The sequence below is a fragment of the Saccharopolyspora shandongensis genome, assembly GCF_900106995.1.
Classification (GTDB): Bacteria; Actinomycetota; Actinomycetes; order Mycobacteriales; family Pseudonocardiaceae; genus Saccharopolyspora; species Saccharopolyspora shandongensis.
The window spans coordinates 22784-49640 of the sequence record NZ_FNOK01000014.1 but is presented as its reverse complement, the minus strand read 5'-3'; the positions used below and the strand labels follow the sequence as shown (position 1 = coordinate 49640).

Genomic DNA, 26857 nt, shown 5'->3' with positions numbered 1-26857 from the left:
CCGAGGGACACGAATGGATACCCTGCTCCCACCCGCGCGAACCGATGTCGCTCTCGCCCAACTGGCGAGGAATTCCGCTGCTCCCGGCACATCGAACACCATCGACACGACGGTCGGGAACACTCCTGTGCTGTGGATCGACCGGCCGTTCAACCGAGCGGGCTGCGGTTTCTGGGCGAAACTGGAATGCCACAACCCGGGCGGCATGAAAGACCGGCCCGCACTGCACATGGTCGAACGGGCCCGCCAGCGCGGTGAGCTGGCGCCCGGCGGCGCGATCGTCGAGTCGACCAGCGGCACCCTGGGCCTGGGCCTGGCGTTGGCCGGCATCAGGTACGAGCATCCGGTCACCCTGGTGACCGATCCGGGCATGGAGCCGATCATGCACCGGATGCTGCGGGCCTACGGGGCCCGCGTCGACGTGGTGGACGAACCGCACCCCACCGGTGGCTGGCAGCAGGCGCGCCGCGATCGCGTTGCCGAGCTCCTCGCGGAGAATCCCGGCTCGTTCTGCCCAGATCAGTACAACAACCCCGACAACGTGGACGGATACGCGTCGCTGGCGCTGGAACTGGTGACCCAGCTCCGCAGGCTCGACGTCCTGGTGTGCTCCGTCGGAACCGGTGGTCATTCGGCGGGCGTCAGCCGGGTGTTGCGGACGTTCTTCCCCGAGCTGCGCGTCGTGGGCGTCGACACCATCGGCTCGACGATCTTCGGACAACCTGCGCGCCAGCGCCTCATGCGCGGCCTCGGTTCGAGCATCTACCCGCGGAACATCGACTACGACTCGTTCGACGAGGTGCACTGGGTCGGCCCGACCGAAGCCGTGTGGTCGGCCCGAAAGCTCGCGGCCGCCACCTACGCCAGCGGCGGCTGGAGCGTCGGCGCGGTGGCGCTCGTCGCCGGCTGGGTCGCCCGCGCGGCGGGACCGGACACCCGCATCGCGGCGGTCTTCCCGGATGGACCACAGCGATACTTCGACACCGTGTACAGCGACGAATACTGCGCTCGGCACGGTCTTCTCGGGACGACTCCGCCCGAAGATCCGGACTTGATCGAGCACCCGGGACAACGCGAAGTGACCCGGTGGACGCGGTGCGAGCACGTCTCGAACCCGACCGGAGGCGCACCCGTCGGAGGTGGGCGTTGATCCGGACGGTCCGCCAGTTCCGGTCCTTCAGCCGGCCGGTCCAGCTGCTCGTCATCAACCAGTTCACCATCAACCTCGGCTTCTACATGCTCATCCCCTACCTGGCCGCGCACCTGTCCGACGGGCTGGGCCTGGCGACCTGGCTGGTGGGGCTCATCCTCGGGGTCCGCAACTTCTCGCAGCAGGGCATGTTCCTGATCGGCGGCACCCTCGCCGACCGCCTGGGCTACAAGCCGCTCATCATCGCCGGCTGCCTGCTGCGGACGGCGGGATTCGCGCTGCTGGGCGTCGTGGACTCGGTCCCGGCGCTGGTACTCGCTTCCGCTGCGACCGGCTTCGCCGGAGCCTTGTTCAACCCGGCCGTGCGCGCTTACCTCTCGCACGATGCCGGTGACCGACGAGTCGAGGCGTTCGCGCTGTTCAACGTCTTCTACCAGGCAGGCATCCTGTTGGGGCCGCTGGTGGGGATGGTGCTGACCGGCGTGGCGTTCCAGCTCACCTGCTTCGTCTCCGCAGCGGTCTTCGCGGCCCTGACGATCCTGCAAGCCCGTGCCCTGCCACAGCGCAAGGCGCAGCGAACGGACTCGGCTGCGGATACCAAGCAATCGGTCCTCACGGACTGGCGAACGGCATTCTCCAACGGGTCGTTCGTCATGTTCTCCGTCGCGATGATCGGCAGCTACGTGCTGTCGTTCCAGGTCTACCTGGCCTTGCCCCTGGAGGCGCGGCGGCTGGCGGGGGAAGGCCTGCCCGGGACGGCAACCGTGGCAGCGCTCTTCGCGGTGTCGGGAATCCTGGCGATCGCCGGGCAAGTGCGGATCACCGCGTGGTGCAAGCGGCGCTGGGAACCCGGCCGGTGCCTCATGGTCGGCCTGCTGTTGATGAGCGCGGCGTTCCTCCCGCCTCTGATCACCGCAGGCTCGCCTAGCGCGGCGGAAAGCCTTTCCCCGGCGGAAATCCTTGTACGCGCGATCCCGCTACTGCTGTCGGCGGCGCTCCTCGCGCTCGGCCAGGTGATCGTGTTCCCCTTCGAGATGGAGACGATCGTGACGCTGGCGGGCAACCGGCTCGTCGCGACCTACTACGGGCTCTACAACACGGTCTGCGGCGTGGGCATCATGGCCGGCAATCTCCTGACCGGCAGTGCGCTGGACATCGCCCGATCCTCCGGGTTCGCGATGCTGCCCTGGCTGGGCATGGCGGTCATCGGCCTGTGTTGCGCCGCCGGAATCAGCACTCTCGAACGGACCAGCCGCCTGAGCGCGGTCCCGCAACCCGCGCAGAGCTGACCGGGCAACACCGGTCGCTGCTGGTCGACCGGTGATCCGGGGAGGCCGCTGGAGACGTCTCGGCTCCGGCGGCCTCCCGCTCTACGCGGTCGACATCACGGTCGGCGTCGAGAGCCGAACAGCACCGCAGCGCCACCCAGTGCCACCAGCACCCACTCCGGCGCGCTGCCCAACCGCGTTGCAAGCGTGGTCCCGGAGCGAATCGGGGCCTGCACCACGAGGCGCTCAGCGGTGAACTGCCGTGTCGTCCGGGTGACCGAGCCGTCGGGCAGGACGAGTGCGCTCACGCCGGTGGTGGCCGCGACGACGACTGCCCGGCCGTGTTCGACGGCGCGCAGGCTCGACATCGCCAGCTGCTGGTAGGTCATCGCGGTCCGCCCGAACCACGCGTTGTTCGTGGGCACCGCCAGCAGCTGCGCGCCTCCGCGGACCGCGTCTCCGAGCACGTGGTCATAGGCCACCTCGTAACACGTGGCCAAGCCCAGCCGCGCCGCGGACATCTCGAAGACCCCCGCTCGGTCACCCGGCTCCATATCCCGCGGGAAGTTCTCGACGAAGGGCGTCACCGCACCGGCGATCGTCCGAAGCGGGATGAACTCCGAGAAGGGGACCAGCTGCTGCTTGGCGTATTCGTCGGTGGGGCCGACTCCCGGTTCCCACCTGATCATCCGGTTGCTGGGGACGCCGGTTTCGTCGGATGCCGAGCCGCCGACGACCAGCGGCACCCCGAGCTCGTCGGCGATCCGGTCGAGCTGCGCATCCTCGCGAACGGAGTCGAAGGTGTTCGACGACTCCGGCAAGATCACCAGGTCCGGTTTCGGAAGTCGCCGCGCGCGGACGTCCTCGACGAGCCGTTCGGCTTCGGCTATGTGATCGGCCCGCATCTGAGCGGCTTTGCCCATGAGCCCGAGGCCGCTGTCCGGCGCATTGCCCTGGACAATCGCCACGTTGATGGTTCGATCCGCACTCCCCGTGCTCACCAGCGGAATGGAAGCTGCTCCCGCCGCAACGGGGAGCACGGTCATGACGGCCAGGCCGCGCCACGCAGGAGACCGCCACCGCAGGTGCAGCAGGAGCGCAGCGAGCCCGAAACCGACTAGCGCTACGGCGAATGCCACCAACGCGGCACCGCCGAACGCGGCCAGCGGCAGGAAGGCGCCTCCGGTTTGCGTGAAACCGATTCTCCCCCAAGGAAATCCCCCGAACGGCACGCGCGAGCGCAGCGCTTCCGAGCCCACCACCAAGGCGGCCATCCACACCGGCGAGCCCGGCAGCGCGCTCACCCGGGCGATGCCTGCTCCGGCCAGGCCGAAGAACAGCGATTCGACCGCGACCACGCCGATCCAGGGCCACACCCCGAACTCGGCGCCGAGGAAGTCGTAGAGCCACTTCAGCAGCGGCAGCAGGTAGGCGCTGCCGAACAGCATGCCCAGCGCGAAGCCGCACCGCGCACGTCGCCCGCAAATCCCCAGAGCCAGCAATGTGAACGACAGCGGCGCCAGCCACCACAGCGCCCGTGGCGGCGACGCTGCGTAGAGCAATGCGCCACCGGCAGCCACGCAAACCGCCCGGCTCCACAAAGACGTCAGAACCGACGGTTGCGCCAGATGCCCAGTGGTCGGACGAAGCAGCGGACCAGCAGTTGGCGGGAGCTCATCGGCCCGGCCTCTCGACCTTCCGCTGAATGTCACCTGGATCTCCACGTCGTCGGCAAGCCGCCCGACTCACCTGGAACCTTTTACTACGCACCTTAGTACACCTGCCCGGACGCACTGGTCGAACTGCACGCCGCGCGTTCCGCCTCTGCGAACCCGCTATCGTGGCGACCGGGACCACGCGACGGGTATCCGTCGCGCCGATTCGAACGCGGGCAGGCGCCAGATGACACCACCGGCCGTCGGACTGATGGGCGGAGCTGTCCTGATCGCGACCACCGCGCCGGTCCTGCTCCGCAGGTGCCAGGGCATGGTCTCCGCCCCCACCGTCGGCCTGGTCGCATGGCTGGGTGCCGCCGTCGCCGCGCTCGGGATGATGGTCGCCGCCGGCCCGCTCGCCCTTCTCGACGCGCACCTTTGGCTCGCCGCCCACGCGAAACCGTTCAGCGGGTTCCTCGCCGGGTGCATAGGCATGCTGCATCGCCCCGGCGCCGCGGCGTTCGCCGCCTCGCTTCTCGCGAGCGCGATCGTCGTGCACGTCTTCCTCGTGCTGGTCCGCACCCGGTCCAAGCGGCGGAACCAGGCACGCGCGTACTCGCGAACCCTCGAACGACTCGGCCGCTACGACGCAGGACTCGGCGCGCTGGTCGTTCCCTACTCGAAGCCCGTGTGCTTCTGCTTGTCCGGCGACGCCCCGCTGATCGTGATCAGTTCGGGGGCGCTGCGGACTCTCACCGCACGGCAGCTCGATGCCGTCCTCAGTCACGAGCGCGCGCATCTCAAAGGCCGCCACCACACCTTGACCGCCGTGGCGCAGGGGCTCTCCCGCGCCCTTCCACTTCCGCTATTCCGAGCGCTACCAGAGCAGATCGAGCTGCTCGTCGAGCGGCTGGCCGACGAGCGCGCGGGCAACCGGTGCGGACGGGATCAGGTCGCCTCAGCACTGCTGCGGATGGTGGAACACACCGTGCCAGGTACGGCACTGGCCGCCACAGGCGGAAGCGTGCAAACCCGCGTGTCCTACCTGCTCGACCCGGCCGGTTGCCCACGCCTGCGGCTGCAGACGCTGGCATCGTGGCTCGTCGCGGCAGCGGTCACCGCGCTCGGACCGGCGACCATCCTCACGCTCGCGTGCGGCCTGAGCCTCGCTCCCTGATCCGACCGGCCCCAACCGCTTTCGCGAGTCGACCGTCGCGGGTTCTCTCGACAACTCCCGCCGGACGCGGCCCATCAGCTCGATCACGTCCTTGATCGCAAGCCTCAACCCCTACCTGCTTCACGGCAGGTGCATCGGCTGAACCAGCACGCCCTGCGCGACCGGTTGACGGGATCACCGCAATACGCCACTCTTATAGATACATAGCGATGTTTGCATATGTGCTTTTGAGGACGGAGGAGACATGCCATGAGCCGGGACTCGTCCTGGATAGGGCTCAGCAGCTGCTCCGCGAAAACCGCGCCATCGAACCCGCTGACCACCGCGACTGCGCGGCAGCAGAGTGGTGCACGAGAAATGGAGAACTCCGCATGCCCGCCCTGGCTTTGGCCCTCTACCTCGCCGGAATCACGGTGACGTTCGGAATACGCACGTGGATGCACGTGCGGCGCACCGGCGACAGCGGCGTTCGCCGCCCCGCCGCACCCTTCGGTTCCGCGCCCTGGTGGAGCTCTGTCCTGTTCGGAACCGCCCTCCTGCTCGGCGTTGTCGCACCAGCGCTGGCCATCGCGGGCATGTCGACGTCGTCAACGACGTTGGACCAGCCGGGGATCTCGGCTGGCGGCTTCCTGATCGCCATCATCGGGTTCACCGGAATCGTCGCCGCTCAGACGGCGATGGGAAGCTCGTGGCGCATCGGGGTGGACGACGCGGAACGCACGCGCCTCGTCACCACCGGCGTGTTCGGGTTCGTCCGCAATCCGATCTTCACGGCGATGATCGCCGCCTTCGCGGGCCTGACGTTGATGGTCCCCACCTGGCCGCAGTTCCTCGGCCTCGTTGCACTGGTGACCGCCGTCGAGATCCAGGTCCGGGCGTTCGAAGAGCCCTACCTGGCCCGCACGCACGGATCCGATTACGCGGCGTACGCCTCGCGAGCGGGCCGCTTCCTGCCCAGCATCGGCCGCATCAAGGCCACCGGGCACACAGGTTGATCACCGGACGGGGCGCGCGGCTCTCGTCAAGGCCGCGCGCCGTTGCGCTGCAGCCACGTCAACGGGTTGACCTTGCGGCTGTCCGCGTCCCACACCTCGAAGTGCAGGTGCGGCCCCGTCGACTGGCCCCGATTGCCCACCTCGGCGATGACCTCGCCGGCTTCCACGCGTTCGCCGGCGCGCACCAGCGCCCGGTTGATGTGCCCGTAAACGGTGATGGTCCCGTCGTCGTGCTGCAGCCGGACCCACAGCCCGAACCCGCTGGCGGGTCCCGCCTCGATGACCGTGCCGCGCTTCACCGCGCGAATCGGGGTCCCGATCCTGTTCGCGATGTCCAGGCCGTAGTGCGTCGTTCCCCAACGAGCGCCGGGCTTCGACGTCACCCGGCCTTCCACCGGCCACACCACTCGATTGCGCTGGGCCTCCCGCTCCTTCGCTTCGCGCTCGCGGGCAGCATCGGCCTCCGCCGCCGCCCGGTCCTCGCTCACGCGAACGCTCTTGTTGAGGTCGGCCAATTCGTTTCGGTCGGCCGGCTCCTGCGCGGGAAGCAGCCTCGCCGACGAGGGATCACTGCCCTGTTGCTCGCTGTCCGAGATAGCGTGGCTGATCGACGCGATCGGGGTGATGACGTCGTCCACACCGGTGTCGGAGTGCCCGGCCGCTTGAGCCTCGTGCGCCGTCGACGCGCTCGCCGCCGCCAGTGCCCCGCCGAACACGCCCAGAAACACGGCGTACGCCCGAATTCTTCTGCCCGGCCGGGACGACGGCCCCGCATCAACAGCGGGCTCAGCGGCCGCTGGCTCGTCCTGATCTTGCCAGCCCGATCGGGGGCTGCCGGCAAGCGCGCTGCGCACGGGGGTATTGCGACTCGACCGCTGGTTCACGTACTGCCTTCCGACCGATACCGGCGAGGTGGGCGTGCGACCGCCGACGGCCGGCGAAACCGCGTCGCCGATGCCTCCGCATGCCCAGCACAACCACCCTCGCCCTGGTGACGGCGCGCCCGGCGCCCGCCACACAACTCCTTCACCGTGACCCTCTGTCGAACTGATCGACCATCTCGACAGCCGCAGGTCACTCGGCCGGTCCCCGAACCGTCACCGTCAGCAACCTGCGCCAGGTCGCGGCAAGATTACGACATCACCACCGCCCTGTCTACTAGAGGATTTAGTACTACCGATCATAGCTCCACAGTGGACGAACCATCTGCGCCGACGCCCCGGAAGAGGCTGCTGCCCGTGAACTCATGGGAGCACCGACGCTGCGCAGACGGCTGAACGTGTCACCGGCCGTCGTCTTCGTAGTAGTTGGTTTGCTGCCGTTGACACTCGAGGACGATGTCCACCGTTTACCCACCACTTACACGATCGCGGGCGGGACGATCAGCTACCAGTCGATGAGCGCGAGACGGCAGAATCAGCCGCCAGCCGAAACCGACCGGGTCAACCATGCACCGGCGGCGAGCGTTGCACCGCGCCAAGGCGCAACAGGTGGCACATGAGTCGGTTCTGCTCGGCGCGGTTCGCCGAGTCGTCAGTGCGTCACCGTGCCTGGGTGATTTCGGCGCGATGGAGGGCGCGGTCCGCCGTCGGGGTCGTCCAGCCGCGCAGTGTCGCGGGGATTGCCGATCGGAATGCGCTCTCGGCTTTGGCGGTGTCGAGCGCTCCTGCCAGTTCGAGGGTCACAAGTCCGTGCAGGGTCACCCAGAACGAGAGCGCGATAGCTGTTGCGTCGCCAGTGAGCATGGACGCCGCCAAGGCGCGATCTATGGCGTGCAGGAGCGGCCGGACGGGGTCGCCGGTTCCGACCGCGCCTGACGGGTCGAAGGTCTGCACGCCACCGAACAACACCATGTAGAGGTGGGTGTGCTCGCGGCCCCAGCGCCGGTATGTGGCGGCAAGAGCGTAGAGGTCGGCGAGGGGGTCGTCGGAGGTCGGCACTGCCGCCAGGTCGTGGAACAGCCCTGCGACCGCTCTGTTGCGCACCTCGTCGATCAGTGCGTCTTTGCTGCCGAACAGCGTGTACACCGCCGCCGTCGCGGTTCCGGCGGCGGCAGCCAGGGCGCGGACAGTGATCGACTCGCGTGGACGGGTTGCGAACAGCTTGGTGGCTGACTCGACAAGACGCTCCCTCACGGTGTCGTCGTTCGTTCTCGGCCTACCCACGGTGACCAGTCTAGCTCGCGTGCTAACGTCGTTTTGAAACTTAGTTTGGAAACTCTCGCAGGGACCCGTGATGACAAAACTCCTCATCCGTCTTGCCCGCTTTACCGGTCGCCTGGGACTGGCCTTGGGCGCCGTCGTGGGACTGGTCGGCCTGTTCCTGGCGCTGCTCGTCCTGACAGATGGTGCGGGCTCGGGGCTCGTGGCCTGGCTGACGACCGTCGGAGTCGGGGCCGCCGTCGCGATATGGCGGGGCCGCCGCCGCGCGGGGCCGCGCAAACTCGTGCCGCTCCTACCGGTGGTCATCGCGGTAGCACTGACAGCGGCGGTCTGCATCCCGAGCGTGCCAACCGACCGGCGATTCCCAACCGCCCTGCCGTTCGTGGCGACGCAGCAGTGGAGTCTGGCCACGGGAAGCCGGGTCGCGGTTTACCACTACCCGCCCGCCCCGGGCAGTCCCCGCCGCGCAACGCCCCTCGTGTACCTCCACGGCGGACCCATCCGCAGCATCTCGGTGCTCGATCACCGTTTCCTGCAACTCTTGGCGCGGCAGGGCTACGACGTCTACGCCTACGAGCAGGCCGGCGGTGGACGAAGCGAGCTGCTTCCCATGGATCAGTACAACATCTCCAGATCGGTCCGCGACCTCGGAGCATTCATCGACCGCCTGGACAAGGGCCGGGTCGACGTCCTCGGGTTCTCCGCAGGAGGGGGCGTGCTCACCCGGGCCCTGGCCGAGCCGGACGTCGCCGCCCGCGTGCACAAAGCGATCATCGCCGAGCCTGGCCCGATGGACGGCCCTACAGCGCAGATCACCGGGCAACAAGGACGGCCGACCGCGCGCGGCATCGCTCCGGCCCCGAGCGGCCCACGCTCCACGAATGTCCCCAGGTATGCCGTCGCGTTCGGCCTCATGCGACTTGGGCTCCTCTCGCCCGATACCGGGCTGATCGGGCAGGCCGAAGGCGACAACGCCTTCAAAGCCGCCGACCTCGGCAGCGACACCGCATCCGCCTACTGCGCACAGGACGCTGACCGCATCCCCACCGAGGACACGGCCGAGAACTTCTCCTTCAGCTCCGCCCCGAGCCTGCAGATCCAGCAGACGATCAAGGACTCATCCTCGATCGCTGCGCAACTGGGGCGCTCCGACATCCCCGCGATGCTGATGATCGCCGAGTGCTCTTCGCAGATTCGTCAATGGGCGACCAACATTCTGGCCAACGATCCCGCCATCGAGCGAACCCAGTACATGCCCGGCGTCGGACACCACATGTGGAACGGCCTCGACGACAACGACGAACGAGCCTACGCCGTCGTCAACGCATTCCTTCAAGACGAGCTGGCACCCTTGCCGAACTACCCGACCCGCGGTGAAATCCCCGCATTCCTCCACGACCAAAGCTGACTGTCCAGTCCAACACGGGACGTCGATCGCCGGCTGTCCTCGACATCAGCCGGCTGCCCGAACTTCGAACAGGTCCGCCAGGCCGACATCTCACCGAAGCCGCGCCCTGGCTTGCCCGCGGCGTGATCCGCGTGAAGCTCCAGAGAGCAAAACGGTCTGCCCAGCCAAGGAGTCCCAGTTGGACTCCTGGCGAGATGATCAGAACAGGAAAGCCCTTCTGCGTCAACCGATTTCGGACGTTGGCAAGCGCGTAGTCGGCGTGTGGATCCGAGCGCGGTGGCCAGGCCTGCTCGGCAGGCTCGAAGGATCTGCCGCGTTGCCGCAGTGCCAGAATCTGCGGCAACGCGTGCAGACCGACTGAGCCCGCTAACTCGTCAGCCGCGAAGCCTCGGCCTCACTGCAGCGGCTCCAAGCGTTCACGCACCGACCCGCCGCTCCGGTGCGTTCCGCGGTGCGGCGAGGCTGCGGCGGAAGGTTTCCGGGGCGACGAACATCGAGGCCGCCGCGATGAGCGCCCCGGCGGCGACCAGCGCCGCCACGCTCCACGAGGCTCCGTCGGACCACAGGATCAGCGACGTCGCCAGCAGCGGGGTGAAGCCGCCCAGCAGCACGCTGCCCATCTGGTAGCCGATCGACACCCCGCTGTACCGCACGCGCGGCTCGAACAGTTCGGTGTAGAACGCCGCGATGGGCGCGAAAACCGCCCCGTGCGGCACCGCGAGCGCGATGGCCAGGGCCAGCGCGATGAGCGCCGGCGACCTGGTGTCGATCAGCCAGAAGAACGGCCACGCGTAGGCGGCCATGAACAGCGCGCCGCCGATGAACACCGGTCGGCGGCCGACGCGATCCGACAGCGCACCCCACAGCGGCAGCGCGGCGATGTTCAACGCGGCCGCGAGCATCACCCCGGTCAGCCCGGCCTGGCGCGGCAGGTCGAGCTGCTGGGTGATGTAGGTGAGGATGAAGACGGTGAACACGTAGTAGTTCCCGCCCTCGGCGAAGCGGACCCCGATCGCGATCAGGATCTGCTTCGGGTGCGTGCGCAGCACCTCGACCAGCGGCCGGCGCGACGCTCCGCCGGATTCGGTGGCCGCCACGAAGGATTCCGACTCGGTGATCCGGAACCGGATGTACAGGCCGACCAGGGCCAGCACGATGCTCACCAGGAACGGGATCCGCCACCCCCAGCTGATCAGCTGCGGTTCCGGCAGCAGCGAGACGAGGCTGAACACCCCGGTGCCCAGCAGCAGTCCGGCCGACACCCCGGTTTGCGGCCAAGCGCCGTAGCGGCCGCGCTTGCCGTCCGGTGCGTGTTCGACGGCCATCAGCACCGCCCCGCCCCACTCGCCGCCGACCGCGAAGCCCTGGACCAGCCGCAGCAGCACCAGCAGCGCGGGGGCCGCGATGCCGATCTGCTGGTAGGTGGGCAGCAGACCGATGAGCGTGGTGGCCCCGCCCATCAACGTCAGGGTCATCACCAGGGTCGCCTTGCGGCCGAGCCGGTCACCGTAGTGGCCGGCCACGAATCCGCCCACCGGGCGGGCGATGAAGCCCGCGGCGAAGGTCCCGAACGCGGCCAGCGTGCCCGCGGCCGGGCTGATGTTGCTGAAGAACAGCTTGTTGAAGATCAGCGCCGCAGCGGTGCCGTAGATGGTGAAGTCGTACCACTCGATGACGCTGCCGATGGTGCTGGACGTCAGCGTTCTCGACGCCGACGGGACCCCGGCACGCGCCGTTGCGTTGGAGGACATACGCGGTGCGCCTTTCGGTGCGACTGGTCAGGACCGGGCGAAGGCGTCGGGCGCCCAGGGCAGCTGCGCGCCGCCGTACTTGGCGGCCCGGACATCGCCGGATCGGGCGTGGCCCTCGAACAGCTCGACGCGGGCCGCGCGCCCGCACACCTCGCCGAGCTTCGCGCTGGAGGCCTGGTCGGTGACTTCCTGGTAGGTCACGGTCTTGAGGTACTTGCCGACCCAGAGCCCACCGGTGTAGCGGGCGGCGCCGCGGGTGGGCAGCACGTGGTTGGTGCCGATGACCTTGTCCCCGTAGGACACGCAGGTCCCCTCGCCCAGGAACAGCGCGCCGTAGTTGCGCATCTTCGCCAGCGCCTCGCGGGGCTGCGCCGTCAGGATCTGGACGTGCTCGCTGGCGTAGGTGTCGGCGAGTTCATAAGCCTCGTCGAGGTTTTCGACGACGTGCACCTCGCCGTGATCGCGCCAGGCGGGCGCGGCGTTGTCGCGGGTGGGCATCTCCGGCAGCAGGCCGTCGATGTGCTCCATGACCGACCGGCCCAGCGCCTCCGAGGTGGTGATCAGCACCGCGGGCGAGTCCGGGCCGTGCTCGGCCTGGCTCAGCAGGTCGACCGCCACCACGAAGGGATCGGCGGTCTCGTCGGCCACGATCAGGACCTCGGTGGGGCCGGCGAACAGGTCGATGCCGATCTCCCCGAACAGCTGCCGCTTGGCCTCCGCGACGAAGGCGTTGCCGGGACCGGCCAGCATGTCCACCGGCGCGATGGTCTCGGTGCCCAGCGCCATGCTCACCACCGCCTGCACGCCGCCGAGCAGGTAGATCTCGTCGGCTCCGGCCAGGTGCATGGCAGCCACGGTCGCGTCCGGCACTTCGCCGCGGATCGGCGGCGTGCAGGCCACCACGCGCGGCACCCCGGCGGTCTTGGCCGTCAGGATCGTCATGTGCGCCGAGGCCAGCAGCGGGTAGCGGCCGCCGGGCACGTACGCACCGGCCGCGGCGACCGGGATGTGCTTCTGCCCCAGGTGGACGCCGGGCAGCGTCTCCACCTCGAACTCCTGCATCGACGCCAGCTGCCGCTCGGCGAAGGCCCGAACCTGCCGCTGGACGAACTCGATGTCCTCGATGACCTGCTGCGGAACCCGCGAAACGATCTCCTCGATCTGCTCCGCCGACAGCCGGAACGACTCGGGCTGCCAGTTGTCGAACTTCACCGAGTACTCGCGAACCGCCTGGTCACCGCGGGCGCGGATGTCGGCGACGATCGTCGCGACCTTCTCCTGCACGTCGGGCAACGAGGTCGTGGTCGCCGCCGAGCTGGTGGCCGGGGCCTTGAGCGCGAAAGCCATGGTGCCGTGATCCCTTCGCATGTTTACGTACACATCGCACTCTAGACCGGTAGCATGTTTACGTAAACCTGCAGTTCGAACTCCCTCGATCCAGCCCTTGGAGGTGCTCGGTGGTCACCAGCCGGGACGTAGCGCAGTTGGCCGGCGTTTCGCAGATGACGGTGTCCCGGGTCCTGCAGGGCAGCGACAAGGTCGCGCCGGAAACCCGGGAACGCGTCCTGACCGCGATGAAGGAAGCCGGCTACCGGCCCCACGCCGCGGCGCGGACCATGCGCACCCGGCGCACCTCGACTGTCGGCGTCGTGGTCGCCGACATCACCAACCCCTTCTACCCGCAGCTGCTGGAAGCGGTCGGCCAAGCGCTGGACGCGGCCGGCCAGCGGATGGTGCTGTGGAACGCGCCCGCCCCCGGCGGGGAGAGCGCCCTGCGAGCGCTGGACGAAGGCACGGTCGACGGCCTGATCTTCACCACCGTCACCGAAGGGTCCGAGCAGCTCGCCGACGCGCTCCGGCGGGGAGAGCCGATCGCGCTGCTGCACCGCGGGCTGGATTCGCTGGACTGCGACCAGGTCACCACCGACAACATCGCCGGCGGCCGGGCGGTCGCCGACTACCTGGTCGCCACCGGGCACACCCGGATCGGCTTCCTGCGCGGCCCCGAGCTGCCGAGCACGGCCCGGCACCGGGAGCGCGGATTCCGCGACCGCCTGGCCGAACTCGGTCGGCCGCTGGCCGAAGAACTCACCGCCCAGGGCGGATTCGCCCACGACGTCGCCAGGTCGGCGATGCGCGAACTGCTCGCCCGGGAGAACCCGCCCACCGCGGTCTTCTGCGCCAACGACCTGACCGCGCTCGGCGCGGTCGACGGCGCCGTGTCCCTGGACCGACGCATCCCCGAGGACGTGTGGGTGATCGGATACGACGACATCGCGATGACCTCGTGGGACTCCTACGACATCACCACAGTCCGGCAACCCATCGCGGAAATGGCACGAACCGCCGTGCGTCTCCTGCTAGAGCGGGTCGACGACCGCTCGTTGCCCCCCAGGAAGAAGGAGTTCCCCAGCGAACTCATCATCCGCGGCTCCACCGCGCATACCGCACCGCAGTGACCGCGCAACCCGCCTCCCGGCCGCAGCCGTCGCAGGGTCACGGGATCGGCGGCTGCGGCGCGTGGGACACGTGGCGATGCAGTGCTCGGCGGTGTTGCGCCATCTGGGTCATCCAACGCCGACCGGCGGGTAGCCTCGGCCCTTATGAGTTGGCTGCCCGACGCCTTCGTCCACCCCGTCCACGTGCCCGTGCCCGGCACCGCGCTCCACCTGCGACCGATCCGGGAGGCGGACTGCGCGCTCGACTACCCCGCCGTGATGGGCTCCCAGGAGCGCTTGTGGGAGATCTTCGGTCCGGCCTGGTCTTGGCCCAGCGAGACCATGACCTACGAGGCGAACCGGGCCGACTTGCTGCGGCACGAGAAGGAGATAGCCGCGCACCAGTCGTTCAACTACGCGCTGCTGGACGAGGCGGAGACGGCGCTCCTCGGCTGCGTCTACATCGACCCGCCCGAGCGCGCCGGCGCCGACGGCGAGGTCGCCTGGTGGGTGGTGGACGACCTCGTCGGCGGCGACGTGGAGCGCGCGTTCGACGCGCTGGTTCCGCAGTGGATCGCCGTCGACTGGCCGTTCCAGCGGCCCCGCTACCTGGGCCGCGACATCACCTGGCAGGACTGGCTCGCGCTGCCGCGCGCCACATGAGACGTCCAAGGCGATGATCGCCTGGTCGTTGCGCGCCATTGCCGGAGGTCCGGTCGTCGCTCCCTGACCGGTCGCCGCATCGCGGCGGCCGGCGGTGCGACATCCTTCGCGTTTCCTGCCAACGGTTTCCGACCGTCTCTGAAACGAAATGAGTCGCCACCCCGCGCACGCAGCGCTCCAGGCCGCTCCGGCCTGGCCCACGGGTAATCGCCGGATTCAAATTCGCCGACGACGTGCCGGTACCCCGACCTGGATCGTGACAAATTCTGGCACTTCTGCCGTCTCCGTGGGTACCTCGGCCGTCCGAGGGCTGGGAGTTTCCCAATTTTAGGCAAAGTCGCGATCTCCGAGGATTCCGATTTTGCCTAAAATTGGGGCTCTACTGACGTGTCCGTGGGTGTCGTGCTCGTCCGGGCAGGGTGGGCGGGTGTCCGCCGAGGGCGAGCATGGCCAGGCCGATGAGGGCGTGGGCGGAGTGGAATCCGAACGCGATGCGGGTGAGCAGACGAATTTTGGTGTTGGTGGACTCGGTAGGCCCTTGGGACAGGCCGTGTTCGAGTGCGGCGTCGAGTGCGGCGGTGGCGGTGTCATGCCCGGAGGCGGCCCACACCAGACGTCCGGTGTCGTGATCGACCACGACCGTCAGATAGCAGTGGTGCCGCGTGTAGGGATCTCGTCGATCCCGATCCGCCGCAGCCCGGCGAAGCGATCGATGCCGGCCTCGGTGTCAGCCCACACCCTCGCCACGATCGCCCCGACCGTCCGCCAGGCGATGCGCATCAGCTCACACACCGCCGATTTCGAGCACCGCACCGCCAGCCACGCCACCGCCTCGCCGAAGGCATAGGTGTCCCGCACCGTGGCGTGCCCACGGCAGCGCCACCACGGTCGGGCCGTGCTCCCGGCAGGTCACCCGCGACGCTTCGGCCTCCAACCGGACCTGGATCGTGCCCCAGTCCAAGGCTCGCCACCGGCGGCGGCCCTCGCCCCGGTCATACCACGGCGACCATCGCCCGCAGCGTCCGCACGCATGTGCGTCCGCGCTTGCGCGGACGCACATGCACCACCCTCGTCGAACTCCACATCCTCGATCACCGTGCGCCTGTCGAGCCCCAACAAAGCACGCCATAAACCAGCCTCCGGCACACCGTTGCCCGTTCCTTCGGTTCCTGACCTCCACAAGTCAGAAACCTAGACACAGCAACGGCGCGCCTCGTATCCGGAACCAAAGCAACAGCCCAAACCACCCACCGATGCGCCAGAAGAGCCAAAATTCTCAGAATTTACGGCGCCGGAATTCAGGGGCGCCCGCAGGCGCGCCGGAGTCCAAGCCAGTACGAACACGTCTGCTCAACTGGATCGAGCGGAGATTCCGTTGTCGGTCAACGGTTCTCGGTGAGCCTGCTCGCGACTCGACCTCTACGGGGCAGGTTCGTCGATCTCGGCTTCTGCACGGCGAGGCTCGCCGCCGGGTGACGCCGCAGCGCGAAGTCGCGTCTCCGCCTCATCGAGCACATCGTCGGTTTCGCGATCCACAAGAGCCTCCTTGCCGGAACGGCAAGATTCCGTGCCAGATCGCTGCGCGGCCGGTGAGACTGGGCGCACACCGACGGAAAAATCCCGATGACCGCCGCTGAACGCGGTCAGGTCATCGACCACTTCCTGCTCCTCCACCGCACCCCACTCGGCGGTCACCGTCGCCGCCCACGAAGGAAGGAGACCGCCGTGCCCACCACCATGCGCCGCGACACCCCACCACCCAGAACCGGAAGCAGCGAAACCGAGGTCCCGCGCGGATTCCTCGACTACCGCCGCGTCTCGATCATCGCGAAGATCGCCAGCACACCCGGGCGTTGACCCCACCACTTTCTCCGCAGGACAGGAACACATGATCACCGAAACCCGGCCGCTGACGCGCAGGTTCCACCGACCCGCGCGCACGGCGGCGACCCTCGCGCTCACCCTTCTGCTCACGATCGGCGGCGCGGCCTGCTCCGCGCCGACCGCGGATTCCGTTGCGCCGTACGCCGTCGCCACCCAGGACGACCCGGCGTTCCAGGGCACCTTCCGGCACGAGTTCGCCGACGTCGACGGTGTCCGCATGCACTACGTGACCGGCGGCAGCGGCACGCCAGTGGTGCTGATCCACGGCTGGCCCCAGACCTGGTACGGCTGGTGGCAGATCATGCCGGCCCTCGCCGAACACCACACCGTCTACGCGATCGACCTACCCGGGCTGGGCGACAGCACCGGCACCCCGACCGCCTACGACAAAGCCACCCTGGCGCGGTACGTGCACGGGCTGATCGCCGACAAGCTCCAGGTCCGGGACGCCGCCGTCATCGGGCACGATTTCGGTGCCGCGGTGGCGTTCCAGTACGCCAGCCAGTTCCCCGGCGACACCACCCGCCTCGGATACCTCGACCTGCCACTGCCCGGGCCCGCGATCGACGCGTCCACGTACCGCACGCTGAGCTGGCACATCGCGTTCCACTCCCAGCGACGGATCCCCGAGGCGATCGTGGGCGACGACGTCCGCGAGTACCTGGCATCGTTCTATCCCCAGGTCTCATTCGAGGGCACGGCTTTCGGCGGCACCTCGGATCGGTCTCCGTTCACCGACGGCGAGATCAACGAGTACGCACGGACCTACAGCCGGCCCGAGGCCCTGTCGGGCGGCTTCGAGCTCTACCGCGCCCTCGAAAAGGACGTGCGCGACACCGTGTCAGCCGCACCGGTACGCATCCCGACCCTGCTCATGACCGCCCAAGGGCAAGTCGACGCGATCCGAGCCACGGTGGATCCGCGCATGACCAACATCGTTCGCGCGGTGGACGTGCCGCGCGCCGGACACTGGCTCGCCGAGGAAAACCCCCAGTTCGTCACCGAGGAGCTGGTTCGTTTCCTCGACGGATGACCGCACCACCACCCAGTTGATCCGAAAACCAAGAAATTCCGGCACTTTTCGCCAATCCTCAGTGGAGGGTCGATGGCAGGAGGTCGAGGTCCAGCCGAGGCGGGTTCGGTCCGTATGCGTTGGCGCGAGCGTTGCGCCCGCGCACGCCCGGTAGCGCCGTGACGAGCTTCAGCAGCGTCGGGGACCCGATCGGTCGGCCGCGTTCGCGGGCGCGGCCGACCTGCCGTTCGATCGCGACCTGCTTGGCTTGCACCCGCTCGATCGCGGTTTCGCGGTCGGCCTGCACCGCGGCCAGGTCCGCGGTGGTCGCGGTCCCGCGCCGCTGGGCCGGGACCAGCCGGTTGGCCGCGGCGACCGCATCCTGGACGGCCATCAGGATGCCGTTGCCGCCCACGGGGGAGATCACGTGCACCGCGTCGCCGATCAGCAGCAGCCCGGGCCGGTGCCAGGTGTCGACAGCGACAGGCTCCGAGAATCGTGCTCGTCGTGGCCGCGGATGCGTTGCGTGTTCGTTCGTTCGAGACTGGGTCGATGGGCGAACTGGTCCGGAAGCGTGTTCGGGTCGAGGGGATCGTGCAAGGCGTGGGCTTTCGGCCCTTCGTCTACTCGCTGGCGACCGGTCTCGGGCTGGCCGGGCACGTCGGCAACGACGTGCACGGCGTGTTCGTCGAGGTGGAGGGGCCGGCGTCCGACATCCGGCGGTTCCTCGACAGGCTCCGGGAGCAGGCTCCGCCGTTGGCGGTGGTGGCCCGGATCTCCGTCGCCGATGTCGCCGCCGTGGCCGAAACCGGGTTCCGGGTCGTCGACAGCGACTCGACCGGATCGCGGGCGGCCCTCGTCTCCAGCGATAGCGCCACCTGCGCCGACTGTCTGGGCGAGATCACCGATCCGGACGACCGGCGGTCCGCTTACCCGTTCACCAACTGCACCAACTGCGGGCCGCGGTTCACCATCGTTCGGGACGTTCCGTACGACCGTCCGAACACGACGATGGCGGGATTCGCCCTGTGCTCCCGGTGCGAGGCGGAGTACCGCGATCCGGCGAACCGCCGGTTCCACGCCCAGCCGGTGTGCTGCCCCGACTGCGGGCCGCGGCTGCGGCTGACCGACAGCGGCGGCGTGGCCCTTCGGGGCGAACCCCTCGCCGAAGCGGTGGCGAGCCTGGCGCGCGGCGAAGTGCTGGCCGTGAAGGGACTGGGCGGGTACCACTTGGCCGTGGACGCGACCAACAGCGATGCGGCGGCCACCCTGCGCAAGCGTAAGCACCGGGAGGACAAACCCTTCGCGGTCATGGTGGCCTCGGTCGAGCAGGCCCGGTCGCTGTGCGCGATCGACGACGCGGAGCAAGCCGCGCTCACGTCCAGGCGACGCCCCATCGTGCTGCTCGACCGGCTGCGCGGTGCCCCGGTCGCGCCGAGCGTCGCGCCCGGCAACCACCGGCTGGGCCTCATGCTTCCCTACACCCCGCTGCATCACCTGCTCCTGCGCCGCTTTCCCCGGCCGATCGTGCTCACCAGCGGCAACGTCTCCGACGAGCCGATCGCCTACCTCGATGACGACGCGCTCGCGCGGCTGGGCGGCATCGCCGATGCGTTCCTGACCCACGACCGGCCCATCCACATCCGCACCGATGACTCCGTCGTGCGGGTGGTGGGCGGCCGCACGATGCCGATCCGGCGGTCCCGCGGCCACGTGCCGGAACCGGTGACGCTGCCGTGGCCGTTCCCGCAGCCGGTGCTGGCCTGCGGTGCCGAGCTGAAGAACACCTTCGCCGTCGCCAAGGACGAGCACGTCTTCGTCTCCCACCACATCGGCGACCTGGAGAACTACGAGACGCTGCGGTCCTTCACCGGCGGGATCAAGCACTTCCGCCGGCTCTTCGACGTCGAACCGCGGGTCGTGGCCCACGACCTGCACCCCGAGTACCTGTCGACGAAGTACGCGGCGGAGCTGGACGGCACCGAGCTGATCGGGGTGCAGCACCACCACGCGCACATTGCATCCTGCCTGGCAGACAACGGCGAATCCGGCCCCGTGCTCGGAGTTGCGTTCGACGGGACCGGGTACGGCAGCGACGGGTCGATCTGGGGCGGGGAGTTCCTGGTCGCCGACCTGACCGGCTTCCGGCGGCAGGGCCACCTGGAACCGGTCCCGCTGCCCGGCGGAACGACCGCCATCAAGCAGCCGTGGCGGACCGCAGTCGCCTACCTGGCCGAGAGCGGGAACCTGTCCCCGGATCTCGATGTGCTGCAGCGCAACGCGAACTGGGCCGAGGTCGCCGCGCTGTCGCGATGGGATCGCCACGCGCCGCCGACTTCCAGCGCCGGACGGCTCTTCGATGCCGTGGCGGCGATCCTCGGTGTGCGGGACCTGATCAACTACGAGGGCCAGGCCGCCATCGAGCTCGAACAACTCGCCGACACCGCCGAGGCCGGCGAATACCCGGTGTCGATCAGCGGCGGTCCGGTGTTGCGGGTTCGCGGGGCGGACCTGGTTCGTTCGGTCGTCGCCGATCTCCGTGCCGCAACGCCATTGCCGGTGATCGCCGCGCGGTTCCACAACGGGTTGGCGGCGGCCGTGGTGAACGTCTGCGGCCGGCTGCGGGATTCCACCGGGATCGGCACCGTGGCCCTTTCCGGCGGCGTCTTCCAGAACGTCCTGCTGTTGCAGCGTGTCACGATGTTGTTGGACCGCAACGGGTTCCGCACGTTGCTGCATTCGCAGGTTCCGTCCAACGACGGCGGGATCAGCCTGGGGCAGGCCGCCGTTGCCGGAGCGCTGTGCCGCGCGCGGCGCTAGGCGAGCACCTGCTTGTCCAGCCAGGCGTACCAGGCGTCGAGGCCTTCCCCGGTCGAGACCGACAGGGGCTGCACCCGGGCGCCGGGATTGGCGGTGGACGCGGCGTCGGTGAAGCGGGCCACGTCGAAGTCGACGTGGGGCAGCAGGTCGATCTTGTTGAGCAGCACCAGATCCGCCGAACGGAACATGTGCGGGTACTTCAGGGGCTTGTCCTCCCCCTCCGTCACCGACGCGAGGACCACCCTGACGCGCTCACCGAGGTCGAACAGCGCCGGGCACACCAGGTTCCCGACGTTCTCGACGAACACCACCGAACGGTCCGGCGGCTGCAGGACGCGCAGGGCGTCGGACAGCATGGCCGCGTCCAGGTGGCATCCCGTTCCGGTGTTGATCTGCACCACCGGGCATCCGCTCTCCCGCAATCGTGCCGCGTCGAGGCCGGTTTCCTGATCGCCTTCGACGACCGCCAGCGGGGCGCCGTCGAATTCCCGCGCGGTGCGGGCCAGCAGGCTGGTCTTGCCGGAACCGGGCGAGCTCATCAGGTTGATCAAGGCGATCCCCCTGGACTGCGCGCGCTCCCGGTTCTCGGCGGCGAGCCCGTCGTTCTTGGCCAGCACCTGCCGCTCCAGGACCACCGTCCGCGAGTCCTCGTCGTCACAACCGCACGTACCGCACATCTACCCCACCTCCACGGCCTTGATCCGAAGTTCTTGTCCAGCTAGGACCGCGATGTCGACGCCGCCGCACGGGCAGCGCGCGAGCAGCTCGTCCATCTCGATTTCCCGTCCGCACGAGCGGCATTCACCGCGCCCGGCCGGTTCCACGATGTCCAGGGAGGCCGTCGACAGCCGGGTGCCGTCCGCGACGAGCTCGAAGCAGAACCGGATCGAATCCGGCACCACGCCGGAAAGCCGCCCGATCTCCAGGTGCACGCGCTCGATGACGGGCTCGTCCACCGCCTCCAGGACGGCGTCCACGATGCTCTGAGTGATGCCGAGCTCGTGCAAGGCTCAGCAGATCCGCGGTAGTGGGTCGCCGACCAGCAGATCGACGATCCGGGTGCCGCCGAAGGTCGTGTTCAACAGCACCAGCCCGGGTGGATCGTCACCGACGCGCCCGATCAAGGCGGCCTGCTCCCCCAGCGGATGCGCGCGCATCGCCTCCAGCGCCGTCTCGGCCTGCCCGCCCGGGACTACCGCGACGATACGGCCCTCGCAGGCCACGTAGAGCGGGTCGATGCCCAGCAGCTCAGAGGCGCCCCGGACCTCGGTGCGCACCGGAATCGCCGCTTCGTCGACGACGACGGCCACCTGCGCGGCCTGGGCCATCTCGTTGAGGATCGTCGCGACACCACCGCGCGTGGCGTCGCGCAGCGCCCGGACCTCCGGCACGGCGGTGAGCAGGCCCGCGACGAGCTCGTGCACCGGCGCGGTATCGGAGACCACGTCGGAGTCGATGTCCAGCTCGCCGCGGGCGAGCATCACCGTCACGCCGTGATCACCGATCGGCCCGGAGACCAGCACCGCATCGCCCGGACGCACCGTGCGGACGCCGAGCCGGTGATCGGTGTGCAGGACGCCGACGCCCGAGGTGTTGATGTAGCAGCCGTCTGCCTTGCCCTTCTCCACGACCTTGGTGTCGCCGGTGACCACCTCGACGCCGGCCGCCCGCGCCGCGTTCGCCATCGACTCGACGATGCGGATCAGGTCGGCGACCGGGAAACCCTCCTCGATCACGAAGCCGGCCGATAGGTACCGCGGAGTCGCACCGGAGACCGCGAGGTCGTTGACCGTGCCGTTGATCGCGAGGTCACCGATGTTCCCGCCGGGGAAGAACAGCGGTGACACCACGTACGAGTCGGTGGTGAACGCCAGCCGTCCCCCGTCGACCACGAGTTCCGCGCCGTCTTCCAGCTGCTCCAGCACTTCGTTGCGGAACGCCTCCAGGAACACGGCCTCGACGAGCGTCTGCGTCGCCTTCCCGCCGGATCCGTGCGCGAGCGTGATCCGCTCCTCCTTCACCTTCGGCTTGCGGCGGCGGGCCTTCTCGATCCGGTCGAGCACCTGCTGCTCGGCCAGTTCGCCCCGGCTCCCAGCGCTCACGTCCGGCTCGCCTCCTTGACCCGTGCCCGGCTGAACCGCCCGAAGTTGTAGTACGCGGCGCACGCGCCCTCGGGCGAGACCATGCAGGTGCCGATCGGTGTTTCCGGCGTGCAAGCGGTGCCGAACACCTTGCACTCCCACGGCTTGAGGACGCCTTTGAGCACCTCGCCGCACTGGCATGCCTTGGGATCGGCCACTCGCACGCCCGGCAGCTCGAAACGCCGCTCGGCGTCGAACCGCGCGTAGGCGTCGCGGAGCCGCAGCGCCGAGTGCGAGATGAAGCCGAGGCCGCGCCACTCGAAGTACGGGCGCAGCTCCATCGTCCTGGCGATCGCTTCCAAGGCGGTCGTGTTGCCCTGCCACGGCACCACGCGCTTGTACTGGTTCTCTACCTCGCAACGGCCCTCGGCCAGCTGCTTGAGCAGCAGGTAGATCGACTGCATGATGTCCAGCGGCTCGAAGCCCGAGACCACCACCGGCTTGCCGTAGTCCTCGGCGATGAATTCGTACGGCCGGCAGCCGATCACCGTCGACACGTGCCCCGGGCCGAGGAACCCGTCCAGCCGCAGGTCCGGGGAGTCCAGGATCGCCTTGATCGCCGGGATGATCGTCACGTGGTTGCCGAAGACGGAGAAGTTCTCCAGGCCCTCCTGCTCGGCCCGCAGCAGGGTCATCGCCGTCGACGGGGCGGTGGTCTCGAACCCGATGGCCATGAACACCACGTGCCGGTCGGGGTCCTGCCGGGCGAGCTTCAACGAGTCCAGCGGCGAGTACACCATCCGGATGTTGGTGTCCTCGGCGTTGGAGTCGAAGAAGTTCCCGTTGCCGCCGGGCACGCGCATCATGTCGCCGAAGGACGTCATGAGCACGCCAGGTTGGCGCGCGATGTGGATGGCGTCGTCGACCCGGCCCATCGGGATCACGCACACCGGACACCCGGGGCCGTGCACCAGCGACACGTTCTCCGGCAGGTAGTCCTCGATGCCGTGCTTGTAGATGGTGTGCGTGTGTCCGCCGCAGACCTCCATGAACTTGTACTGCCGTCCCGGCTCGCACAACGCGGCGATCTCGGCGGCCAGCGCTCTCGCCTTGTCCGCGTCCCGGTACTCGTCGACGAATCGCATCGGTCCCCCACTCACTCGATGCGCGAATCCTGCAGCGCGTCGATCTCGTCGGTGTAGGTCTGCCCCAGGCCCTCCAGGAACTCCAGCACGGCCCGAGCCTCCTCCTCGTCTATTGTGGACAATGCGAAGCCGACGTGGATCAGGATCCACTGCCCCGGTTCCGGCGGTTCTTCGAGGAGCCCGATGTTGATGTTGCGGCGGACTCCGCTCACCTCGACCTTGGCGAGGTCCGGCCGGTCCGGGAGGATCGCCAGGACCTCACCGGGGATCGCCAGGCACATCGGCGGCTCCTCCCGATTCGTCCAACGCCAGCAGGGTCATCTCCCACAGTGCGTGGTAGAGCGTGGTCTGCGCCTCCTGGATGCGGTGCACCGAGGCGGACGGCACCACGAAGAGGTGGTCGATGTGCTCGGATTCGGCCATCCGGCCGCCCTTGTCGCCGGCGATGCCCACGGTGAGCAACCCGCGCCGCGCGGCCTCTTCGAACGCCCGCAGCAGGTTCGCGGAGTTTCCGCTGGTGGACAGGCCTACCGCGATGTCGTGGCGGCGGCCGAAGGCGCCGATCTGGCGGGCGAACACCACGTCGAACCCGATGTCGTTGGACAGCGCCGTGACCACCGCGATGTCGCTGGTCAACCCGATCGCCGGGAGGGCGCGCCCCGCGCCGCCCGGGCTCAGGAACAGGCTGGCGAGGTCTTGGGCGTCGGTGGAGCTGCCGCCGTTGCCGAAGGTGAGCAACCGGCCGCCGCGGGCGAAGCGGTCCGCCATCGCCGTTGCGCACGCGATGATCTCACCGCGGTAGCGGTCCAGGACCGCGCCGCGGAGGTGCACGATCTCCCGCGCCTTGTCCTGCGTGGACTTCTGGACTTCGTCGAGCACCGCATCGACGTCGCCCTCCGCCCTCGACAGGAACGGGTACAGCGACCCCACGGCATCAGTACCGGTATCCACGAGCGGTCACTCCTTCACGATCCCGATCGACTCGCCGGCGTGGACCAGCACCGTGTCCCCGGGACGGGCCGACACCAGCGCGACGCTGACCACTTCCTCACCCGATTCGGTGGCCACGGCCGCTAGCCCGTCGTCCAGCAGCCGCAGCACCTCGACCGCGATGACCTCGTCCGAGCAGGTCACGCACGTATCGCCAGTGCAGTTCTCCGCGGGTTCCCGGGCCGTCATGCGATCGCCTCCCGCCGCAGCGCGCCCGGGTGCTCGAAGAACACGTGCACCAGTTCCCAGAGGATGTGGTAGGTCGTCACGTGCACTTCCTTGACCACTCGCGGGTCTCGCGCGTCGGCGATCAGCACGTGGTCGAGCCCGGATCGGGCGATGCGTCCGCCGTCGCCACCCAGCAGGCCGACGGTCAGCAGTCCCTGCCGGCGTGCCTCGGCCAGGCCGCGCAGCACGTTCCCGCAGCCGCCGTCGGTGGAGATGCCCAGCGCGATGTCGCCGGGATCGGCGAGGTGGCGGATCTGGTGGGCGAAGATCTCGTCCAGGCCCGCTCCGGTGGCGACGCCGGTCACCGTTGCCACGTCCGCGGTCAACGAGATGGCCGGCAGTGCCCGCTTGCCCACGATCACGGGGTGCACGAATTCGACGGCCACGTGCTGGGCGTCCGTGCTCGGCCCGCCGTTGCCGAACACGATGAGCTTGCCGCCCTCGTGGAACCGGGTCGCCATGGCATGGCACGCGCGTGCGACCTGTTCGGCGTCCCCCACCAGCGTCTGCAGCGGTGGCACCCGTCGTTCGAAGATCTCATCGACGGCACGTCCGGCGGCCTCCTCGGACCACGGCATCAGGTCACATCCTCACTCGCGATCATGCGGCGCCCCACGCCGAGAACCGTCCCGGAATCGGCTTGCGCGGCGGAGCGAGTTCAACTCCCGCGCCGCGAGCAACCGCGCCTGAGACGCTAAAGGCGCTGCTCCGCCGGGACAACTCGATCTGCTTTGCCCTCAACGACATTCGAGTCGCTTTCACATGTCGTGCGGACCGCACTCCCGCGGCGGGCATCGCCGGACCGCGTGAAATGCGGCTCTCATCCCTCGTCGGAGCTCGACTCCCGGATCGGGCGACCGGCGAGCACATCGTCCACAACGGACAGGACCACACCGGCGATGCGCTTTGCTCCGTCCGGTTCACCGCGTTCCGCGTCGCCGCAGCCGACCACGATGACCTGCCCGCACCGGTGACCCGGCGGCAGCGGCGCGGTCAACGGCAGATCCGCGAGCCCGATGCAGCGGACCTCCCCGACCGGCCCGGCGCGCAGCACGACCGCGACGTCGAACTCCTCGAGCGCCCGCGCCAGATCCTGCCCGCGAGCACCGAAATCGGCGACGCGCACCCCGGGCGGGAAGTCGCACCCACGCAGGTGTTCGACGACCCGGCGCACCTCGCATTCGCCCGGCTCGAAGGCGTCGTCACCGAGGCCAGCGACGAGAACCCGGTGCTCGCTCGCACCGGAAACCGGTTCGAGCTCCTCCGGATCGAAGAAGAACCGGTGGCCGAGTTGGCTCATGCGGCCGAGGTCCGCCGCGGTGTCGCCGACCAGCGACACGAGCACGTAGACCCGGCCGTCCGCCCCGCGCTCGACGCCGTCCACTTCGGCGAGCCGCCCCGCCAGCGCGATGTCCACGATGTCGGCGCGCCGGGAAGGCCGCAGCCTGACCCGCATCCCGGCAGCCGGAAGTGGTTCCGCGCCGGGGCTCACGACGTCCCCCGCACGGTGTCCGGGCTTGCCAGCTCGGCGACGAGCTCGCGAACGACGGCCGCGGCCGCATCGACCGACTCCGCCACCGGTTCGGTGAGCCCCCACCGGTAGGAGCAGTCCGCGGGCTCGCAGCCGACGACCAGAGCCCTGCGCAGCGGCACGCCGAAACCCACGCAGCTGGCGAGCACCGAATCAGGGTTCATGCCGTGGCCGTCCAAGTCGACCGCGGGTTCGATCGCCGCCAGGTCGGGTTCGAGCACCGAGACGGTTCCCGGCTCCTCGCCACGCGCCACCGCGTCGACCAGGACGAGCACGTCGTAGCCGTTCATCAGCTCGTACGCCAGGTGCACGCCCCGGATGCCGAAATCCGCGACCGTCGCGCTCGCCGGCGGGTCTTCCGCCAACCGGCCGGCGACCGCGACGCCGAACCCGTCGTCGCCCAGGAAGACATTTCCCACGCCTGCCACCAGGATCCGCGAACCTGTCATGCTCGCCCGCCCGGGAGAGCGTTCTTCGCGCAGCACGGCATCCGACACCA

The 26857-nt window shown here is 69.1% G+C and carries 26 protein-coding genes and 2 pseudogenes; 10 read left to right on the top strand and 18 right to left on the bottom strand.

Annotation, left to right across the window (positions count from 1 at the left end):
- Window positions 1–13: 13 nt before the first annotated feature.
- Together BLW84_RS16990 and BLW84_RS16985 are read left to right on the top strand one after the other, a co-directional pair.
- A complete protein-coding gene (locus BLW84_RS16990) occupies window positions 14–1150 on the top strand; it encodes a PLP-dependent cysteine synthase family protein (protein ID WP_093266454.1) in 1137 nt (378 codons plus the stop codon).
- Entirely contained in the window at window positions 1147–2439 is a 1293-nt protein-coding gene (locus BLW84_RS16985) for an MDR family MFS transporter (protein WP_245761201.1), read from the top strand. The genes BLW84_RS16990 and BLW84_RS16985 overlap by 4 nt, the downstream gene beginning before the upstream one ends.
- Window positions 2440–2534: 95 nt before the next feature.
- On the opposite strand, the gene lnt is transcribed toward BLW84_RS16985, so the two are convergent.
- Entirely contained in the window at window positions 2535–3998 is a 1464-nt protein-coding gene (gene lnt / locus BLW84_RS16980) for an apolipoprotein N-acyltransferase (protein WP_245761200.1), read from the bottom strand.
- A gap of 346 nt (window positions 3999–4344) precedes the next feature.
- Between lnt and BLW84_RS16975 the strand changes: the two genes are divergently transcribed.
- Together BLW84_RS16975 and BLW84_RS16970 are read left to right on the top strand one after the other, a co-directional pair.
- A complete protein-coding gene (locus tag BLW84_RS16975) occupies window positions 4345–5250 on the top strand; it encodes a M56 family metallopeptidase (protein WP_177226512.1) in 906 nt (301 codons plus the stop codon).
- Window positions 5251–5621: 371 nt separating this feature from the next.
- Window positions 5622–6245 (top strand): methyltransferase family protein, encoded by a 624-nt coding sequence (locus BLW84_RS16970; RefSeq protein ID WP_093266450.1) that lies wholly within the window; start codon window positions 5622–5624, stop codon window positions 6243–6245.
- A 26-nt stretch (window positions 6246–6271) separates the two neighbouring features.
- Here BLW84_RS16970 and BLW84_RS16965 read toward each other — a convergent pair whose 3' ends face one another.
- Complete coding sequence (locus BLW84_RS16965; protein WP_093266448.1) at window positions 6272–6973, bottom strand: M23 family metallopeptidase; 702 nt, start codon at window positions 6971–6973, stop codon at window positions 6272–6274.
- Window positions 6974–7786: 813 nt separating this feature from the next.
- The gene (locus BLW84_RS16960) at window positions 7787–8410 is read right to left on the bottom strand and encodes a TetR-like C-terminal domain-containing protein (protein ID WP_093266447.1); all 624 of its coding nucleotides are present in this window, start codon (window positions 8408–8410) and stop codon (window positions 7787–7789) included.
- A 70-nt stretch (window positions 8411–8480) separates the two neighbouring features.
- On the opposite strand from BLW84_RS16960, the gene BLW84_RS16955 reads away from it, so the two are divergent.
- Window positions 8481–9815 carry an alpha/beta hydrolase gene (locus BLW84_RS16955; protein ID WP_093266445.1) on the top strand — a complete coding sequence of 445 codons (1335 nt, stop codon included), beginning with the start codon at window positions 8481–8483 and terminating at the stop codon, window positions 9813–9815.
- A gap of 416 nt (window positions 9816–10231) precedes the next feature.
- On the opposite strand, the gene BLW84_RS16950 is transcribed toward BLW84_RS16955, so the two are convergent.
- Both BLW84_RS16950 and hisD read right to left on the bottom strand, forming a co-directional pair.
- Window positions 10232–11566 carry an MFS transporter gene (locus tag BLW84_RS16950; protein ID WP_093266443.1) on the bottom strand — a complete coding sequence of 445 codons (1335 nt, stop codon included), beginning with the start codon at window positions 11564–11566 and terminating at the stop codon, window positions 10232–10234.
- A gap of 27 nt (window positions 11567–11593) precedes the next feature.
- Complete coding sequence (gene hisD / locus BLW84_RS16945; RefSeq protein ID WP_093266442.1) at window positions 11594–12913, bottom strand: histidinol dehydrogenase; 1320 nt, start codon at window positions 12911–12913, stop codon at window positions 11594–11596.
- 110 nt (window positions 12914–13023) lie between these two features.
- On the opposite strand from hisD, the gene BLW84_RS16940 reads away from it, so the two are divergent.
- Complete coding sequence (locus tag BLW84_RS16940; protein WP_093266440.1) at window positions 13024–14025, top strand: LacI family DNA-binding transcriptional regulator; 1002 nt, start codon at window positions 13024–13026, stop codon at window positions 14023–14025.
- A 144-nt stretch (window positions 14026–14169) separates the two neighbouring features.
- Complete coding sequence (locus BLW84_RS16935; RefSeq protein ID WP_093266439.1) at window positions 14170–14667, top strand: GNAT family N-acetyltransferase; 498 nt, start codon at window positions 14170–14172, stop codon at window positions 14665–14667.
- Window positions 14668–15046: 379 nt separating this feature from the next.
- Here BLW84_RS16935 and BLW84_RS16930 read toward each other — a convergent pair.
- Both BLW84_RS16930 and BLW84_RS46245 read right to left on the bottom strand, forming a co-directional pair.
- Window positions 15047–15813: pseudogene (locus BLW84_RS16930) on the bottom strand (transposase).
- A 273-nt stretch (window positions 15814–16086) separates the two neighbouring features.
- On the bottom strand, window positions 16087–16362 hold the full coding sequence (locus BLW84_RS46245; protein ID WP_143060979.1) for a hypothetical protein: 276 nt from the start codon (window positions 16360–16362) through the stop codon (window positions 16087–16089).
- A gap of 30 nt (window positions 16363–16392) precedes the next feature.
- Here BLW84_RS46245 and BLW84_RS16925 point away from each other — a divergent pair, with 30 nt between their 5' ends.
- Window positions 16393–16524 (top strand): hypothetical protein, encoded by a 132-nt coding sequence (locus BLW84_RS16925; RefSeq protein ID WP_425441723.1) that lies wholly within the window; start codon window positions 16393–16395, stop codon window positions 16522–16524.
- 31 nt (window positions 16525–16555) lie between these two features.
- Window positions 16556–17584, top strand: coding sequence for an alpha/beta fold hydrolase (locus tag BLW84_RS16920; RefSeq protein ID WP_093266437.1), 1029 nt, complete (start codon window positions 16556–16558; stop codon window positions 17582–17584).
- Window positions 17585–17642: 58 nt separating this feature from the next.
- On the opposite strand, the pseudogene BLW84_RS16915 reads toward BLW84_RS16920, so the two are convergent.
- Window positions 17643–18035 (bottom strand): annotated as a pseudogene (locus BLW84_RS16915) (FAD-dependent monooxygenase); the annotation flags it as partial.
- A gap of 80 nt (window positions 18036–18115) precedes the next feature.
- Between BLW84_RS16915 and hypF the strand changes: the two are divergent.
- Window positions 18116–20383 (top strand): carbamoyltransferase HypF, encoded by a 2268-nt coding sequence (gene hypF, locus BLW84_RS16910; RefSeq protein WP_093266434.1) that lies wholly within the window; start codon window positions 18116–18118, stop codon window positions 20381–20383.
- Here hypF and hypB read toward each other — a convergent pair.
- From hypB to BLW84_RS16860, 10 genes are all read right to left on the bottom strand, one after another.
- Window positions 20380–21060 (bottom strand): hydrogenase nickel incorporation protein HypB, encoded by a 681-nt coding sequence (hypB, locus tag BLW84_RS16905; RefSeq protein WP_093266433.1) that lies wholly within the window; start codon window positions 21058–21060, stop codon window positions 20380–20382. The two genes, hypF and hypB, sit on opposite strands and share 4 nt — an antisense overlap.
- Complete coding sequence (locus tag BLW84_RS16900; RefSeq protein WP_425441722.1) at window positions 21061–21360, bottom strand: hydrogenase maturation nickel metallochaperone HypA/HybF; 300 nt, start codon at window positions 21358–21360, stop codon at window positions 21061–21063.
- A 33-nt stretch (window positions 21361–21393) separates the two neighbouring features.
- Complete coding sequence (hypE, locus tag BLW84_RS16895; RefSeq protein ID WP_281247412.1) at window positions 21394–22485, bottom strand: hydrogenase expression/formation protein HypE; 1092 nt, start codon at window positions 22483–22485, stop codon at window positions 21394–21396.
- Window positions 22482–23609, bottom strand: coding sequence for a hydrogenase formation protein HypD (gene hypD, locus BLW84_RS16890; protein WP_093266430.1), 1128 nt, complete (start codon window positions 23607–23609; stop codon window positions 22482–22484). The genes hypE and hypD overlap by 4 nt, the downstream gene beginning before the upstream one ends.
- Before the next feature lie 11 nt (window positions 23610–23620).
- A complete protein-coding gene (locus BLW84_RS16885; protein WP_093266428.1) occupies window positions 23621–23890 on the bottom strand; it encodes a HypC/HybG/HupF family hydrogenase formation chaperone in 270 nt (89 codons plus the stop codon).
- The gene (locus BLW84_RS16880; protein ID WP_093266427.1) at window positions 23868–24560 is read right to left on the bottom strand and encodes a D-sedoheptulose-7-phosphate isomerase; all 693 of its coding nucleotides are present in this window, start codon (window positions 24558–24560) and stop codon (window positions 23868–23870) included. Before BLW84_RS16880 ends, BLW84_RS16885 begins: the two co-directional genes overlap by 23 nt.
- A gap of 6 nt (window positions 24561–24566) precedes the next feature.
- Window positions 24567–24788 carry a hydrogenase assembly protein HupF gene (locus BLW84_RS16875; protein ID WP_093266425.1) on the bottom strand — a complete coding sequence of 74 codons (222 nt, stop codon included), beginning with the start codon at window positions 24786–24788 and terminating at the stop codon, window positions 24567–24569.
- Entirely contained in the window at window positions 24785–25405 is a 621-nt protein-coding gene (locus BLW84_RS16870) for a D-sedoheptulose-7-phosphate isomerase (RefSeq protein ID WP_093266423.1), read from the bottom strand. The genes BLW84_RS16875 and BLW84_RS16870 overlap by 4 nt, the downstream gene beginning before the upstream one ends.
- A 242-nt stretch (window positions 25406–25647) precedes the next feature.
- The gene (locus BLW84_RS16865; RefSeq protein WP_093266421.1) at window positions 25648–26283 is read right to left on the bottom strand and encodes a hypothetical protein; all 636 of its coding nucleotides are present in this window, start codon (window positions 26281–26283) and stop codon (window positions 25648–25650) included.
- A 32-nt stretch (window positions 26284–26315) separates the two neighbouring features.
- Window positions 26316–26807, bottom strand: a complete 492-nt coding sequence (locus tag BLW84_RS16860; protein ID WP_093266625.1) for a hydrogenase maturation protease — start codon at window positions 26805–26807, stop codon at window positions 26316–26318.
- Window positions 26808–26857 lie beyond the last annotated feature (50 nt).